The sequence below is a fragment of the Halapricum hydrolyticum genome (assembly GCF_025517535.1).
GTDB lineage: Archaea > Halobacteriota > Halobacteria > Halobacteriales > Haloarculaceae > Halapricum > Halapricum hydrolyticum.
The window spans coordinates 22,418-38,151 of record NZ_JAOPKC010000013.1 but is presented as its reverse complement, the minus strand read 5'-3'; the positions used below and the strand labels follow the sequence as shown (position 1 = coordinate 38,151).

At 65.4% G+C, this 15,734-nt stretch carries 18 protein-coding genes and 1 tRNA gene; 7 read left to right on the top strand and 12 right to left on the bottom strand.

Going from position 1 to position 15,734, the window contains the following annotated elements:
• Positions 1 to 20 precede the first annotated feature (20 nt).
• Positions 21 to 191, top strand: coding sequence for a DUF7556 family protein (locus OB916_RS11355; protein ID WP_315909413.1), 171 nt, complete (start codon positions 21 to 23; stop codon positions 189 to 191).
• 159 nt (positions 192 to 350) lie between these two features.
• Here OB916_RS11355 and OB916_RS11350 read toward each other — a convergent pair whose 3' ends face one another.
• Positions 351 to 668 (bottom strand): DUF7126 family protein, encoded by a 318-nt coding sequence (locus OB916_RS11350; protein ID WP_315909412.1) that lies wholly within the window; start codon positions 666 to 668, stop codon positions 351 to 353.
• 85 nt (positions 669 to 753) lie between these two features.
• On the opposite strand from OB916_RS11350, the gene OB916_RS11345 reads away from it, so the two are divergent.
• Positions 754 to 1,215: a DUF3592 domain-containing protein gene (locus OB916_RS11345; protein ID WP_315909411.1), complete on the top strand. Its 462-nt coding sequence runs from the start codon at positions 754 to 756 to the stop codon at positions 1,213 to 1,215.
• Positions 1,216 to 1,248: 33 nt separating this feature from the next.
• Here OB916_RS11345 and OB916_RS11340 read toward each other — a convergent pair whose 3' ends face one another.
• The 5 genes from OB916_RS11340 to OB916_RS11320 form a co-directional block, all read right to left on the bottom strand.
• Complete coding sequence (locus OB916_RS11340) at positions 1,249 to 1,563, bottom strand: MTH1187 family thiamine-binding protein (protein ID WP_315909410.1); 315 nt, start codon at positions 1,561 to 1,563, stop codon at positions 1,249 to 1,251.
• Positions 1,564 to 1,594: 31 nt separating this feature from the next.
• The gene (locus OB916_RS11335; protein ID WP_315909409.1) at positions 1,595 to 2,740 is read right to left on the bottom strand and encodes a pyridoxal phosphate-dependent aminotransferase; all 1,146 of its coding nucleotides are present in this window, start codon (positions 2,738 to 2,740) and stop codon (positions 1,595 to 1,597) included.
• Positions 2,737 to 3,219, bottom strand: coding sequence for an Lrp/AsnC family transcriptional regulator (locus OB916_RS11330; RefSeq protein WP_390884079.1), 483 nt, complete (start codon positions 3,217 to 3,219; stop codon positions 2,737 to 2,739). Before OB916_RS11330 ends, OB916_RS11335 begins: the two co-directional genes overlap by 4 nt.
• 304 nt (positions 3,220 to 3,523) lie before the next feature.
• Positions 3,524 to 3,597: transfer RNA gene (locus tag OB916_RS11325), tRNA-Ile, on the bottom strand.
• A 78-nt stretch (positions 3,598 to 3,675) separates the two neighbouring features.
• Entirely contained in the window at positions 3,676 to 4,194 is a 519-nt protein-coding gene (locus OB916_RS11320; RefSeq protein WP_315909407.1) for an FxsA family protein, read from the bottom strand.
• Between the two features lie 95 nt (positions 4,195 to 4,289).
• Here OB916_RS11320 and OB916_RS11315 point away from each other — a divergent pair, with 95 nt between their 5' ends.
• Together OB916_RS11315 and OB916_RS11310 are read left to right on the top strand one after the other, a co-directional pair.
• Positions 4,290 to 5,903, top strand: coding sequence for a DUF255 domain-containing protein (locus OB916_RS11315; RefSeq protein ID WP_315909406.1), 1,614 nt, complete (start codon positions 4,290 to 4,292; stop codon positions 5,901 to 5,903).
• Positions 5,904 to 5,990: 87 nt separating this feature from the next.
• Positions 5,991 to 6,794: a TrmB family transcriptional regulator gene (locus OB916_RS11310; RefSeq protein WP_315909405.1), complete on the top strand. Its 804-nt coding sequence runs from the start codon at positions 5,991 to 5,993 to the stop codon at positions 6,792 to 6,794.
• Between the two features lie 69 nt (positions 6,795 to 6,863).
• On the opposite strand, the gene OB916_RS11305 is transcribed toward OB916_RS11310, so the two are convergent.
• The 4 genes from OB916_RS11305 to OB916_RS11290 all read right to left on the bottom strand — a co-directional run bounded on the left by OB916_RS11305 (position 6,864) and on the right by OB916_RS11290 (position 9,272).
• A complete protein-coding gene (locus OB916_RS11305; protein ID WP_315909404.1) occupies positions 6,864 to 7,499 on the bottom strand; it encodes a protein-L-isoaspartate(D-aspartate) O-methyltransferase in 636 nt (211 codons plus the stop codon).
• Position 7,500: 1 nt separating this feature from the next.
• Positions 7,501 to 8,148, bottom strand: coding sequence for an HVO_0476 family zinc finger protein (locus OB916_RS11300; protein WP_315909403.1), 648 nt, complete (start codon positions 8,146 to 8,148; stop codon positions 7,501 to 7,503).
• Positions 8,149 to 8,218: 70 nt separating this feature from the next.
• The gene (locus OB916_RS11295; protein ID WP_315909402.1) at positions 8,219 to 8,383 is read right to left on the bottom strand and encodes a DUF6757 family protein; all 165 of its coding nucleotides are present in this window, start codon (positions 8,381 to 8,383) and stop codon (positions 8,219 to 8,221) included.
• 97 nt (positions 8,384 to 8,480) lie between these two features.
• Positions 8,481 to 9,272, bottom strand: a complete 792-nt coding sequence (locus OB916_RS11290; protein ID WP_315909401.1) for a PHP domain-containing protein — start codon at positions 9,270 to 9,272, stop codon at positions 8,481 to 8,483.
• A gap of 120 nt (positions 9,273 to 9,392) precedes the next feature.
• Between OB916_RS11290 and OB916_RS11285 the strand changes: the two genes are divergently transcribed.
• Positions 9,393 to 9,677 carry a DUF5789 family protein gene (locus OB916_RS11285; RefSeq protein WP_315909400.1) on the top strand — a complete coding sequence of 95 codons (285 nt, stop codon included), beginning with the start codon at positions 9,393 to 9,395 and terminating at the stop codon, positions 9,675 to 9,677.
• 32 nt (positions 9,678 to 9,709) lie between these two features.
• On the opposite strand, the gene OB916_RS11280 is transcribed toward OB916_RS11285, so the two are convergent.
• Positions 9,710 to 10,117: a hypothetical protein gene (locus OB916_RS11280; RefSeq protein ID WP_315909399.1), complete on the bottom strand. Its 408-nt coding sequence runs from the start codon at positions 10,115 to 10,117 to the stop codon at positions 9,710 to 9,712.
• Position 10,118: 1 nt separating this feature from the next.
• A complete protein-coding gene (locus OB916_RS11275) occupies positions 10,119 to 10,805 on the bottom strand; it encodes an RAD55 family ATPase (protein WP_315909398.1) in 687 nt (228 codons plus the stop codon).
• 196 nt (positions 10,806 to 11,001) lie between these two features.
• Between OB916_RS11275 and OB916_RS11270 the strand changes: the two genes are divergently transcribed.
• Positions 11,002 to 11,988 (top strand): formyltetrahydrofolate deformylase, encoded by a 987-nt coding sequence (locus OB916_RS11270; RefSeq protein WP_315909397.1) that lies wholly within the window; start codon positions 11,002 to 11,004, stop codon positions 11,986 to 11,988.
• 219 nt (positions 11,989 to 12,207) lie between these two features.
• Positions 12,208 to 15,702, top strand: coding sequence for a COG1361 S-layer family protein (locus tag OB916_RS11265; RefSeq protein WP_315909396.1), 3,495 nt, complete (start codon positions 12,208 to 12,210; stop codon positions 15,700 to 15,702).
• Positions 15,703 to 15,734: the final 32 nt, after the last annotated feature.

The following is a 15,734-nucleotide window of genomic DNA, read 5'->3' as shown; positions in this document are numbered from 1 at the left end:
CGTGTTACAGAGTAACAAGCATGTCGCAGGAGACGAACGCAGTCGCGGCCGTTGCTGAGGACGCCGAGGTCATGGCCTCGGTCGAAACCGGCCCCGCTGGCGAGACCTTCATCCTCGCCGACATCACTCGCGACGACGCCTACGTAACAGCTCCGCTTCAGGACGCCGCAACGTTGCCCGAGTGGCGATAGTTCCGTCTCGCTGTCTCGAATTCTTGACGCCGAGCAGTCACCACGCTCGCTCCCTGTCCGGCTGTACAGGCGGTCGAGGCGACTGCCCCGGGGCTTGGGGGTGGGTCCACGACTGCTGTGATCTGTTCAGAAACAGGTCTCGCCCGGGCCGTCCGATCGCTACGCGTCGAGTTCTTCGGCGACGGTGTCGGCGTCGAGCAGTTCCGGGTCGATCGCGAGGTCGACCTGTCCGCGGACGAACTCCGGAAGCGACCCGTCCGCGTAGACGACCGTCCGCAGTTCGGGGTTGAGTTCCTTCGCGACCGGGATTGCGGTCGCCTGTGCGACTTCGGTCAGCACCAGCGTGGCGGCCGTCTCGATGCCGGCCTCGTCCAGTGCCGACCGGTTCGCGACGTCGACGATCGTGACCTCGTGGCCCTGCGATTCGATCGCGGCGGCGATCTCGTCGGTGTCCGCCCCGGCGACGATAACGTGCATACGGTCTGGTAGTCTGGCGCGGGCTAATGTGTTACGCCATGCGTCGATGACAAGCGTCTTTTCGACGCTTCCCGTTCCTCACGGTATGGTCGAACCACTCGCGCTCGCGGGTCTGCCCTTCCTGCTGGTCGGCGGACTCGTCCTTCAGTACGGTGGTCGGCTGGCACTCGGGCTCTATCGTCGCCACCGCCAGACCCGGACCGTCGAGGCCGAGATCCGCGAAGTCAGTGCGACCGAGATCGACGAGGGCGTCTTCGAGCCGACGGTTCGGTTCCGGTATCGGTTCGACGGGCAGACCTACGATTCGACGCTCGTCCGCGAGGGAAGCGAGCCACCGACCGGCAGCCGCGAACTCGTCGACTCGTACCTCGCCGAGTTCGAGGAGGGCGAGACTGTTACTGCGACGCTGCTGTCCAGCATGCCCGACCAGGCCGTGCTCGAACGCTCGACGAACCAGTGGCCGTACGTCGTCGCCGTCGTCGCGACGCTACTGGGTGTGGCGTTCACTGCGCTGGGTAGTGGGATCGTTGTCGCCGGCGTGCTTTAGGTGGCGCTGCCGATCACTGCACGCCCGTCCCGTTCACTCGCGGTCGCTTCGCGCCTCGCGGCCCAGGTGCTCTTCGACGGCTTCGACCTTCTCGCTCGCCTCCTGTTCGACGGTTCGCTTGTCGTCGATCTTCAGGAACGTCTCGACGCGGTCGGCGTCGACGGCCTGGTGGGCCGCCTGCGCGGCCGCGAACAACTCGTCGGGATCGTCCGTTTCGATGATCGTCCCCATCGGCGTCGTCTCGTAGCTGACGTCGAACTCCTCCAGCGCGGCGACAGCTTTCGCGACCTCGCCTGACATGCTCCCCTCGATCACCGGTGCGACGCTCAGAAACGCGATCAGCGTCATGAATGATCCTCTACTGTCTGCCAAGACGGCGTCAGGAAATAAAGGACTCGATGCGATCAAGCGCTTCCTTGAGGTCGTCCATCCCCGTCGCGTAGGACACGCGGAGATGTCCCTCGCCGCCCTCGCCGAAGGCCGTCCCGGGAACGACCGCCACGTGCTCTTCTTCGAGCAGCGCCTCGGCGAACGCCTCGCTGTCGTCCCAGGGCGATTCCGGGAACGCGTAGAATGCGCCCGAGGCGGGGAAACACTCGATGCCCATCTCCTCGAACCGCGAGAGGACCAGCCGCCGACGGCGGTCGTACTGCTGGCGCATCTCCCTGACGGCGTCGTCGCAGTTTTCCAGGGCTTCGATCGCCGCGTACTGGGCGGTCGTCGGCGCTGACAGCATGGTGTACTGGTGGATGCGGTTCATCGCCCCGATGGCCTCCGGCGGCCCGAGCGCGTAGCCCAGTCGCAGGCCGGTCATCGCGTAGGCCTTCGAGAAGCCGTTGAACACGATCGTCCGCTCGCGCATCCCCGGGAGCGTCGCGATCGAGGTGTGGTCGTGCTCGTAGGACAGCTCCGAGTAGATCTCGTCGGAGAGGACCACCAGATCGTGCTCGCGGGCGAACTCGGCGATCGGCTCCAGCTCGGCACCGTTCATCGTCGCGCCGGTCGGGTTGTTCGGATAGCACAGCACCAGCGCGTCGGCCTCGTCCGCGCCGGCGTCGTACAGCGCGTCGGTCGTGAGCTTGAAGTCGGTCTCCTTGGTGGTCGGGACGGGCAGGGGCTCGCCGCCGGCGAAGATCACGCCGGGGACGTACGAAACGTAGCTCGGCTGGACGACCGCGACGGTATCACCGGGGTCGACGACCGCCCGCAACGCCAGGTCGACGCCCTCGCTCGCGCCGGTCGTGACGAGGACCTCCTCGTCGGGATCGTATTCGAGGTCATACCGCCGATCGACGTTTTCGGCGATCAGCTCCCGCAGCTCGCGCCGGCCGCGGTTGGCTGTGTAGGAGGTCCGGCCCAGTTCCAGCGAGGTGATCGCCGCTTCGCGGGCGGCCCACGGTGCCGAAAAATCCGGCTCACCGACCCCAAGCGAGATGATGTCGTCCATCTCCTCGGCGAGTTCGAAGAACCGACGGATCCCCGACGGCGGGACGGTCTCGACGCGCTCGGACGGCTCGATCGTCATGGTGAGATCGAGAGCCGATCGTCCTCGTCGCTGTCCCCGAGGACGATACCCTGTGTCTTGTAGGTGTCCATGTGGTAGTGCGTCACGGTCTGGGTGATCTCGGGGATGGGCGCGATCTTGTCGCTGATGAAGTGGCTCACCTCTCGCATCGAGTCGCCCTGCACTTCCATGTCGAAGTCGTAGTCGCCGCTGACCAGTCGCAGTTCCCGCACTTCGGGGAACTGGACGATCCGAGCGGCGATGTCGCCGTAGCTCGTCTCCCGATCGAGCGTGACGTTGAGTTCTACGACCGCCCGGACGCGCTCGCGTTCGGTCTCCTCGAAGTCGATGACGGCCTGATAGCCCCGGATGACACCCTCCGACTCGAGGCGTTCGATCTCGGCCTCGACCGCTTCGGGTTCGGCGTCGGTCATGCGGGCGAGGTCGTCGATACTGTACCGGGCGTTCTCCTGGAGCAACTCCAGCAATTCCTCGCTCAGGTCCATATCGGCTCAGAGGCCACCGCGAGCAAAAGGATTTCCCATCTGTGGGAGGTCGTGGCAGGCGGTCCGGGTGGTACCAGTAGTTTCGCACAGTCTCTTCCATGAGTTCGCGCTCACAGACTCGCCGCTATCTCTCCTCGCTTGGTTCGCGTAGAATAGTGGGCCAACGCGGATTTTGAACTACGCCGAGACAGTCCGGGCGTGTGGCTCGCTTCGCTCGCCATTCCGGGCTGTGACTCGTCTAGTTCAAATCCGCGCGGCTACACAGTTTGTTCCTCACGTCCGTTCGTCACAAAACGAGTGGGCCAACGCGGATTTGAACCGCGGACCTCCCGGTTATCAGCCGAGCGCTCAACCTGACTGAGCTATTGGCCCAGGCGAGCGCATTTCTGCCTACTGGGCAGGCAGTTTTAAACGTTGCCTTTCGCGCCAGTCTCGGGGACGGCTCACGTGTCAGCGGTTGTCGTCGCCGTCGCCGATGTCGTAATCGTCGTCGCCGACGTCGTACGTGTCTTCGCCAGTCTGCTGCCCGGTGACGTCGGCGCGCTCGCCGTCGCCTGGAAACCCGGCAGTGTAGACCTGCCCGGTGGCGAACCCACCGGTCTTCGTGTCGACGTAGGGCGTGATGACCCACTTCTTGAGCGCCACGCGGACCGGATACCGGGTCAGCGGCACGACCAGCACCAGCCCCACGAGGTCGGTCACCAGCCCTGGCGTCAGCAGGAACGCCCCCGCGGCGATCAACAGCCCGCCGTCGATCAACTCGTCGGTCGGCGCCTCGCCCCGCGCGAGCTTGCGCTGGATCTTCGAGATGGTGTGGCGCCCCTCGGCACGGGCGAGCAACATCCCGACGAGGGCGGTCAACACGACCAGCAACACCGTCTCGAGCCCGCCGATCACGCCCGCGACAGCGAGCAACAGCATGATGTCTAAAAGCGGGATGAGCAGCAGGACCGCGATCAGCCGAAGCATCGTCTCTCTCTACCGGGGCCCGATGTATCAACCTTTTCGAGTCGGTCGCTGTCGGAGTGCAAGCGTTCTTTTCGACGCGCCTCGGAAGGCGTAGCATGGACGAACAGCCCAAAGTCGAGTGGCGCGAGTGGGGGCCGGACGCGTTCGCGACGGCCGAGCGAACGGGCTCGCCGATCCTGCTGTCGCTCGTCACGCCGTGGTCGCCCGAGTGCGCGGCGATGGACGCGAGCACCTACGCCGAACCGCGGATCGCCGCCCACGTCAACGACGGATTCGTTCCGATCCGGGTCGACGCGGACCGCCGCCCGCGGATCCGGGACCGGTATGCGATGGGTGGGTTCCCCTCGACGGTGTTTCTGACCCCGTCGGGGCGGGTCCTCACCGGTGCGACCTACCTGGGCGTCGACGGGTTCAGGGAGATTCTCGATCGCGTCCGGGAGAGCTGGGACGCCAGGGGCGAATCGGGCGGGTCGGTCCCGCGCCAGCTCCGGGAGACCAATCTGCCGGGCGGATCGCTGTCGCCCCGGATCGAGGAACAGATGGTCGAGCAGTTGCTCGCGGCCTACGACGAGGAGTTCGGCGGCTGGGGCACGGACGTGAAGTTTCCCCTCCCCCGGACGATCGAGTTCGCGCTGGTGCGGGCCCGCGGGCAGGCCACGCGCACGCTCGAAGCCGTTCGGACGCACCTGCTGGATACCTACGACGGCGGGTTCTACCGCTACGCGACCGAGCGCGACTGGAGCGAACCCCGACGGGCGAAGCTCCTCGACGACAACGCGGCGCTGGCGCGGGCGTTCGCCCACGGGTATCGGTACACCGGCGAGGAACCCTACCGCGAGACCGCCGAACGGACGATCGAGTACCTGACGACGACGCTGTGGACTGACGACGCACCAGGCGGCAGCGGGGCGTTTGCGGCTAGCCAGGCCGGCGAAGCACGGTATTACCGGCTGGACGCCACCGACCGATCGGACGCCGATCCGCCGCCGGTCGACGAGACCGTCTTCGCCGACCGGAACGCACTGGCCGTCGACGCGCTGTGCACCTACTGTGCTTACACCGACGACGACCGCTCGCGCCGATTCGCCGAGCGCGCACTCGAGACAGTCGTCGAACTCGTCGACGAGGACGGGGCCGTCGCGCACTTCGCGGGAGACGCGAGTCCGCGCGGGTTGCTCGTCGATCAGGCTCGCGTGCTCGCCGGACTGACGACCGCCTGGCAGGTGCTGGGCGAACCCGGACCGGCCCGGGCGGTCGCCGACTGGACGATCGAGCACCTCGCCGAGGACGGCGCTTTCAGGGACGGCCCGTCCGGCGAGGCGGGACTGCTGGATGAACCCCTGTATCCGTTCGATTACGCCGTCGCGTTCGCTGACGCCGCACACGAACTGGCGGCGCTCGCGGACGAACCGCATTACAGGGACGTCGCCCGCGAGACGCTCGCGGCCTACGCCAACGCCGCCGACCGGATGGGTGTCGAGGCGGCCGAGTACGCCACGGCTGTCGCCCGCGTGCTCGAACCGCGAACGATCAGCGTCGGCCCGCAAGCGGGCAGCGACCTCCATCGCGCTGCGCTTCGCCTCGCCGATCACGAGGCCGTCGTCGTCCCCGGCGTCGGCGGTGAACGGGCGACCGTGATCGACGGCGAGACGACGGTCGGCACTGTGGCGACGCCGTCGGAACTGGAATCGGTACTCACCGAGGTGTGACGCCGCTGGCGCTGGAGTCGATACTCACTGAGGTGTGACGCCGTAAACGCCCGGTGGGTTTTTCATCGCCGGCCGTGACGATCCGATATGGCCACGCTTCGTGACCTGGGATTGTCGGAATACGAGGCCAGAGCGTACCGCTCGTTGCTCGAAACGGGACCGACAACGGCAAAGGAGTTGTCTCGGAGCAGCGACGTCCCGATGGGGCGGATCTACGACGTGCTCAAGAGCTTGGAGACGCACAACCTCGTTCGGAGCCAGACCGCGAGCCGTCCCAAGAAGTACGTCGCGGTCGAGCCCGAGACGGCACTGGACCGCCTTCTCGAAGACAAGAAGCGCGAACTCGAAGAGAAAGCCGCCCAGTACGAGGAGATCGTCGACTCGCTGTCCGACGATCTGGAGGCCGCGGAGCCCCTCGGAGAAACGTTCTGGACGGCAGCGGTCGGGCCCGAGGAGACGGCGGAGCTCTTGATCGAGCGACTGACCGCCGCCGAGGATCGGATCATCATCGTCACCTCGCAGTTCTCCCAGCAGTTTGACCTGGACGAGATCGGCGATCGGAGCGTCGCCACCCTGAAAGACGCCCTCGACCGTGGCGTCGAGGTCTCGCTGCTCATGCCACCCGAGATGGTCGAGGCCCTGCCGGAGAACGTCGGCGACCGCTACCGGGACCTCCTGCAACCGCACGACGGCTTCGAGGTCCGGACCAGCGAGGACGTCATCGGGACCTTCGAGATGATCGACGACACGGAGGTCTGCATCGAGGTACCCCATCCGCTCCGGGAAGACGAAACGTTCGCAGTCATCGACTTCAAGGACCCGGAGTTCGCCGCGACGGTCACCGCCGAGTTCGAGGCCCGCTGGGCAGATGCGGATCCCCTGGAGCTGTGAACTGCTCTGAAAGCCAGGTCCCGGAAATCTGACACCCTCCGGTTTTGGATGAATCGGGTATCTCCGAGCCTAGTCGCCCTGCATTCGGACGAACCGGACGCCGCCGTGGTGCTCGCGGTCGAGCGTGCCGTCGTCGCGTTTGGTGGCCCTGACGAGCGTTTGATGGCCCTCCCCAAGTGGCCCGAGCAATATGCCGCCGGGCCGGACCTGCTCGACGACCGCCTCGGGGAAGTCGGGTGCTGCGCAGGTCAGGTACGCCCGGTCGTAGGGCGCGTGCTCGGCCCAGCCTTCGTGGCCGTCGCCGGCACGGATCGAGACGTCCTCGTATCCCAGCTCGGCCAGCCGCTCGCGTGCCTCGCGGGCGAGCGACTCGTGGTATTCGACGCTGTAGACGCCGTCGGACCCGACGAGTTCGGCCGTGACGGCGGCGTGATAGCCACAGCCAGTCCCGATTTCCAGCACCTCCTGACCTGGTTCGAGATCGAGGAGTTCGGCCATGATCGCGACCATGTGTGGCGCGCTGATCGTCTGTCCCTCGCCGATCGGCAGCGGGCGGTCGGCGTAGGCGCTCGACCGCTTGCTGTCGGGGACGAACTCCTCGCGCGGGACGGCACCCATCGCTTCGATGACGTCCGGGTCGTCGACCCGCTGACGGAGCCGATCGAGCAGGCGTTCCCGGCTCGTGCCGTCGTCGCTCCCGAACATCCTACCACGCCGACCAGGCGGTCGAACTCTCGTCGCGGACGAGCAGGCGCTTGATATCCTTGGCGAAGGCCATGTCGCCGTCGTGATCGAGCTTCTCGTGGTTGTATCCGTGGGCGTCTTCCCGGAGGTGGATCCCCTCGATGGTAAACTCCAGGTCGCCCAGCTCGTCGGTTTCGCCGACGACGAACTCGTAGTCGCCGGGTACGTGTAGCTCCTCGCTACGGGTTCCCTCCCGGTCGCCGCCTTTCGGGTGGATCGTCGCGTTGACGCTGACGTTGCCGACCGCGCGGGTCCAGATCGTCCGGACGTCTTCGGCCGGGGCCTCCTCGACGCGGTTCTCGTCCAGCTCGAGGCTGGTGATCCGGACAGACATGATCGCTTCGTCGGTCTCCAGCAGGAACTCTTCGCCGACTGCGAGCGTCTCCTCGGCCGGCACGTCGGCACTCGCGGTGAACGACTCGCCATCCTGAGAGACGACGACGTCTCGCTGAAGCGTGGTCTCTTCGGGCAGGGTCGTCTTGTGGACGTGCCCGCACTCGGTACATTTCACAGTCGCTTGCCCGCCCTCCGAGAGTACCTCGTGGACGGTCTCGAACTCGGGCGAGCAGGCCGGACACGGCACTGCGACCCGATCCGTGACGTCAGTCATACGTGTCGATACTCGATACGTACGTAAAAGCCGTGTGACAGCCGGCGCGAGAGAAAGCGGCGCGAGACGCCTACTCGGCACGATCGATGTCCAGTTCTTCCTCGATCCCCTGGAGCCACTCCGAGTCCGCGAGCTCTTCCATCCGCTCGCGGAAGTGCTCCTTGCAGACGCCGACCTTGATCCCGTCTTTCTCGACGGTGACGTCGGCGTCACGATCGCAGTAGTGACAGTTCATATTCGCCAGTAGGACGGCGAGTGCATTGAACCCTGTGTTGTCGTCGTGCGTGCGTCTGACGGCTCCGTTACAGTAGCGGTGGCCCGCGTCGCCAGCGTCACCCGATGGCCGGGTGCGGAAGCCGCTTGCGGACGCGCGCGAACGCGTCAGCGTCGAGCCCCGTGACCCCGAGGCGTCGCCCGTGAGCGTCGCTGCCGCCGGTCGCCAGCAGCCCGTGCCGGTCGATCGCACGCCGAACCGGCCGGAGGTCGACGTCGCGGTCGTAGGGATAGGCCAGCTCGACAGCGTCCAGTTCGGCGGTCAGTCCGAGCGCGTGTTCGGGCTCACGGTAGCGCAACGGATGGGCCAGCCCGACGAACGCGGCCGCCTCGTCCAGCAGTCGCCGGCCGGTCTCGAAGTCGGGGATCTCCCTGGAGACGAAACAGGGATCGCCATCGCCGATGAGCGTCTCGAAGGTCTCCTGGTAGCCGAGGTCGGCGTCGCTATCTGCGATCGCGCGGGCGACGTGCGGCCGACCGACGCCGGGATGAAACTCGACGTCCAGCGCGACGCCGAGTCGGTCCTCGACGCAGTCGACGATCGCACGGGCGCGCTCGACCCGGTCGCGCTGGATGCGCCCGCAGGCTGCCTCGAGATCGGGCGTCGGATCCAGGCCGTATCCGAGCAGGTCGACCCGCTGTCGGCCGGCGTCGACCCGGAGTTCGATCCCGTGGACGACCGTCACGCCGTCGCGCCTGACCACGGGGGCGTCCAGACCGGGCTGGAGCCGATCGTGGTCGGTGATCGCGACGGCCTCGAGCCCGGCCTGCCGTGCAGCCGGCGGCACCGCCTCGGGCTTGAGCTCGCCATCGGAAACCGTCGTGTGCACGTGCAGATCCGCCCGGACCATACGTCGTGTTGCCTCGCCTTGCCAAAGCGACTTCCGATCCTAGAACACATACCGATACCTTCGACAGTCCTGTATGATTAATAGTTAAGGTTTATGGGTTCGCGCCGATTCGAAGCTCGTATGAAGCTCAAAAATGCAACAGCACAGTTTCAGACCCACACCTATCCAGCGACGACGGATGAGTTGATCGAGGCCTACGGCGAGACCGAATTGACGCTGCCCAACGGGACTGAGACGCTTGGCGAGGCGCTGGGCCGTCTCGAAAGCGAGACGTTCGAGTCCGCGAACGCCGCGCACATGGCCGTCTACAGCGCGGTTTCGAGCAAAGGGATCGGTCGCAAGTACTACAGCGACCGGGATCCGATCGCGCCCGGGGAAGAAGGACCAGACCCGCTCTCGCTGTGACTGGCGGCTGGAGCATCGCTCAACGGTACCGCCTACTTTTCGAGGAAATCCGGCTTCGAGACCCGACTGCGACTGTCGAGGTCGGGCTGATCGAGGATTTTCGCCTTGTCCAGCGCCGCGGGCAGGCGGTTCTGGCCGCCAGTGGGAACCTCCTCGCGTTCGACAGTGACCGTCTCGCCCTCGACCAGTTCCGACCAGACGGTCTCCTCGTCGCCATTGTCGCTCTCGTACTGCTTCTTTTTGGCCTTGTTTTTCCCTTCCTCGAAGGCCAGTTCGACGATGCTGCGGTTGTAAGAGGTGTCCATCTCGGCGACGATCAGCTCGTACTCCTCGGTGTAGTCGTGGCCGAGCGACGCTGCGACACCGATCGCGAAGGCCCGACTCATCGCCTCGTCGCGGTCGAGGCCGTCCCAGTCGGTGTCGTAGGTCTGCTCGTACATGCTATCCCTGGATCTTCTCTTCGGAGTGGACCGCCAGCCCGCGGTCGCTGAACGAGATCCTGCGGATGTCACAGTCGATTGGCGTGCCACGCATCTTGATGACCTGGATGCCGCGAGTCATGCCGCCCGACTCCAGGTAGTTGTGAAAGAAGATGACCCCGTGGGCGAGATAGTGCTCGTCGGAGTAGGCAGTCGGGTCGGTCATCTCGGAGATGAGCAGGATCGTCGCGTCGGTCTGTTTCAGCGCCGAGAGAAAGCCGGTGATCTCCTGGTTGGCATCCGAGAAGAAATGCTGGAGCAGCATCGTCGAGTCGATCACCGCGCGGTCGATGTCGTTCGAGTCGAGATAGGCGACCAGCCGGTTCGTCAACCCGCCCTCGTGGCCGAACTGGGTGATCGTGCGCTTGCCGCTCTCGGTCACGAGGTTGAGAAACTGCACCGCGTCCGACTGCATGGCCTTGTCGAACCCGAAGTCGAACCCGGACATGTCCTGCATCAGTTCCTCTTTGGTCTCGTGCATCGTCACGTACAGGCAGTTTTCGCCCTGCTTTGCGCCCTGGGTGATGAACTGCGAGGAGAAGGTCGTCTTCCCGCTACCTGGCGGTCCGCTCACGACGTACAGTCGTCGCGGCAGCAGGCCACCATCGACGAGCTCGTCGAACCCGGGGACGCCACTCGAGATGCGCATGTCTGAAACAGCGTGACCTCGTGCCATAGATGTTTCCTCATTGTTTCCAACAGTGATAATTCCCCCGTAACGAGACTGATCTGCCAATCCATGTTCGTGGCGCCCGGCGACTTCGCGGTGGTTGAGCGTCGAACGCGAAGCGTTTTTGCCCACAGACTGACTCCATCGTACTAATGACTGCCAACACGTACCGGAGGTGTCGTCCGTGACGAGCGATATGACCGAGATCACGGTCGTCGGCGAGGACGATACCGGACTGATCGCCAACGTCACCTCGTTGCTGTTCGAGCGCGGCATCAACATCGAAGACCTCGATCAGGCCGTCCGGGAGGGCGTCTTCCGGATGACGATGCACGTCGATACCTCGGAGATGGTCTGCACGGAATCGAAACTCCGCGAGGACCTTCAGGAGCTGGGCGAGGAACTCGACGTCGACATCAAAGTCCGGTTCCCGAAAGACCGGGAAACCCAGTCGATCGCTGTCCTCGTGACCAAAGAGTCACACTGCCTGGAGGCGATCTTCGAGGCCTGGGCCAGCGGCGAACTCGGAGCCGATATCGACGTGGTGATCGGCAACCACTCCGATCTACAGCCGCTCGCGGAGAAATACGAGGTACCGTTCCACGACATCGGCGACGAGAAGGGGACGCCCGACGAGGCCGAACTGCTCGAGTTGCTCGAGGAATACGACTCGGATCTGATCGTGCTGGCGCGGTACATGCGGATCCTCAGTCCGGACGTCGTGTTCCGCTACGAAAACCAGATCATCAACGTCCATCCGAGCCTGCTTCCCGCGTTCCCGGGCGCGTCGGCGTACATGCAGGCGATCGAGGAGGGCGTGCGAATCGCTGGCGTGACTGCCCACTACGTGACGACCGACCTCGACCAGGGTCCGATCATCACTCAGCGCGCATTCAACGTCCCCGACGACGCAACCGAGGAGGAGCTCCAGCCCATCGGCCAGCCACTGGAGGCCGAGGCGCTACTGGAAGCGATCGAGCTCCATCTCGATCAGGAGGTCTCGGTCCATCGCGGCCGGACGAAACTGCGCAATCCCGAAGAAACCGACGCGCAGTTGGGCGCACCGGAGCAACTCGACGAACTCAACCCTGATCGGCCAGTCGACGGACTCGGCGAGTTCCTCGCCGACCAGGACGACACACAGGTCGAGGCCGACGATTAGCGGCCCTGCGGCTAGTTTTGCGGTGCCGCCGAATAATGAATTGTAAACTCGTGTCGAGTTGCTAAACTCTTATGGGCAACCATGAGAGAGCTACGTACAGAAAACGATGTACGCCACGGGCGAGAGTGAGGAGTTCGGTTTGGATCGGTGGCGAATCTGGGGACACGACAGTACGAACGAACGCCGGCGAGCCGGCTCACCGGCCGGAGGCGACCGCGTATGAGGCCGTCGACGAGCGGTCCGGGCGAGCGACTCGTGGCGCTGGCGCTGGTCGCACTCGTGCTCGCAAGTTCGGTCAGTGGCGTCGTGACGGTCACGACCGGCGTCGCGAGCGCGGCGGCGAACTCGGGGACCGTCGAGGGAACGCCGTACCTCAACGCGAGTGCGCCGGACGCCAGACTCGAACCCGGCCAGGACGGCACGGTCTCGGTCTCGCTGACCAACAACGCAAAGATCGACGACAACAACGAGACCCATCCGTCTGAAGCCCGCACGCGGGCCGGAGAAGCACGGTCGATCGACGTCAACGTCAGTGACACTCGCGACGCACCGCTGACTGTCCGGACGAACGCACAGCCGGCGGGCACGATCCAGGATGGACAGACCGGCGGCCCCTACACCTTCGACGTGTTGGTCGACGAGGACGCGCAACCGGGCACGTACAAGATGAACGTGACAACCGAGTATCGCCACGCCGAGCGCGTCACCTACGACGAAGTCGCCGAGGGCGAGTATCAGTACAGCGAGGAGGTCGTCAACCGGACGGAAACCGATACGATCACCGTCGAGATCGAGCCGGAACCCGACATCGAGGTCGACTACGAGTACCACGACGTCCCGGTCGGCGGTGAGGGGATCATCTACGTCAACGCGACGAATACCGGCGGCGAGAGCGTGACAGACGCGACCCTGTCGCTCACCTCGAGCGACTCGGATCTGTACTTCGGCTCCGGCACGGCGAGTTCGGAGACGAACCTGGGAGACCTGGGAGCCGGCGAGACGAAAGTCCGGCGCTTCCGGGCAGGAACCGTCGAGAGTGCCGTGAAACGGCCGTATTCGATCGACTCGACGGTCCAGTACACCGACAGTGAAGACAACCAGGGGAGTCAGTCGGATTCGTTCGCGATCGTCCCCGAACCGCGGACGCGTTTCACCGTCGAGAACCTCACGCACGACGTGCCCCAGAACGGCGAGGGGATGCTCACGGTGAACGTCTCTCACTCCGCCGGGAAGGACATCGAGGACGTGACGGTCACGGCGACCGCGACGGACGGCGACGTCTACCTCGGCTCGCCCGGCTCGCCCTCCTCGACGGTCCAGTTCGATCAGTGGGGGGCTGATCAGTCCCGCCAGCTCACGTTCCGGGCTGGAACCGGCGACAGCACCGTCAATCGGTCCTACCCGATCGAGTTGCAGTTCGAGTACACTGACAGCGACGACAACGACAACTCCCGGACCGAATACGTCGAGTTCGTTCCCGGTGGACGCGAGCGTTTCGCCGTCGAGAACCTCGCGCACGACGTGTCTCTCGGTGGCGAGGGGACGCTCACGATGAACGTCTCGCAGGTCGCGGGGAAGGACATCGAGGACGTGACGGTCACGGCGACCGCGACGGACGGCGACGTCTACCTCGGCTCGCCCGGCTCGCCCTCCTCGACGGTCCAGTTCGATCAGTGGGAGGCCAACCGGTCCCGCCAGCTCACGCTCCGGGCTGGAACCGGTGACAGCGCAGTCAATCGGTCCTATCCGATCGAGTTGCAGTTCGAGTACACCGACAGCGACGACAACGATAACTCCCGGACGAAATACGTCGAGTTCGTCCCACACGAGCGAAGCGAGTTTCGCGTGACGGACCTCGACCACAACGTCCCGCAGGCCGGTGAAGGGACGATCACGATGAACGTCTCGCAGGTCGTCGGCAAGGACATCGAAGACGTCACCGTCACCGCGACTGCCCCCGACACGGCGGTCTATCTCGGCTCGGACGCCTCCCGGTCGGCGACAACCCGGTTCGAACGGTGGAGCACGAACGCGACCCGGCGGCTCACGTTCCGGGCCGGGACGGACAGCAGCGCGGTCAATCGGTCCTACCCGATCGAGTTGCAGTTCGAGTACACCGATCGCGACGACAACGACAACTCCCGGACCGAGTACGTCCAGTTCGTCCCACACGACCGGCCCGAGTTCGAGATCCGGACGGTCGATCACGACGTGCCTCGGGAGGGAACTGGCTACCTGACCGTCGAGGCGACCAGCGCGGTCTCGCGAAACATCTCCGACGTGACGGTGACGGCGACGGCTCCCGACTCCGAGGTCTATCTGGGATCGGAGGCCTCGCCGTCGGCGACGGCGTTCGTCGAGACGTGGACAGCGGGCGAGCGCAAGCGATTCACGTTCCGGCCGGGAACGACAGCCAACGCGGTCGCCAACAGGACCTATCCGATCGAGTTGCAGTTCGAGTACACCGATCGCGACGACAACGACAACTCCCGGACCGAGTACGTCCAGTTCGTGCCGCGCGAGCGACAGCAGTTCACCGTCGTGTCGATCGATCACGACGTGCCGGTCGGCGACACCGGGCGGATCGAACTGACGCTGCGCAACGAGGGGCCGCTGAACGCGACCGACGCGACACTGACGGCCAGTTCGACCGTCGACGCGCTGTTCTTCGGGACGGGCGGCGCACAGGAACCCATCGAAGCCCCCGGCGGGATCTCCTTCGACCCTCCCGAGACGGGCACCCCGACGTCGGCGGCGTACGTCGGTGACTGGCCCGCGGGCGAGACCCGGACCGTGACGCTCCGGGGCGGCTTCGACGAGAACGCGATCGAACAGGCGTACACGGCCGATCTCAGCGTCAATTACGACAACGAGGACGGCGACGCCATGCCGACGCGAACGACCACTGTGGGGGTCGCACCCGCGCCCGAACAGGCGTTCGACTTCGAGCGCGTCGAGAGCGACCTGTCCGTCGGCGAGGAGGGCGACCTGATCGGCGAGGTCACGAACCGTGCAAACCGGACCGTCCAGGGCGTCGTCGTCACCGTCGAGGACGACCGCCAGACGATCAACTTCTACAACACGCGCTATTCGGTCGGGCGACTCGAACCGGGCGAAACGGCGACGTTCCGCTATCGGGTCGGTGTCACCGAGGAAGCCGAGCACGGGCCGAAGCTGTTCGAACTCGCCGCGCGGTATCGCGGGAGCGAGGACACCGTCAAGCGATCGGACTCGAGCGATCTCCCCGTCGAGATCCGACCCGAACGCGACGACTTCGCGGTCGAGCGAACGAACGGGGCGTTCAGCCCCGGCGACTCCGGGTCGCTGACGCTCACGGTGACCAACCAGCGCAACGAGACCGTCTCGAACGTTCAGGCGAAGCTGTTCACCGACGATCCGCTGGACAGCAGCGACGACGAGGCGTTCGTCTCGTCGCTCGAACCCGGCGAATCGGCGACGGTGACGTTCGATCTGTCGGTCGGCGGCGGCGCGATGGCCAAGAACTATTCGGTCTCGATGGACTTCCGCTACGACGACGCCCGTGGCGAGAGCCAGCTCTCCGACACCTATCGCGTTCCGGTTACCGTCGAGACGGCCGAGTCGACGCTCGGCCCGCTGCTGGTCGGCGGTATCGTCGTCGCGCTTCTCGTGCTCGCCGTCGTCGCCTGGCGGTTCGGGCTCGTCGACCAGCTCCGTAGCCGTCTCTCCGAGTAATGGCCCGCTCGACTGCTCGCTGTGGGAGTGAT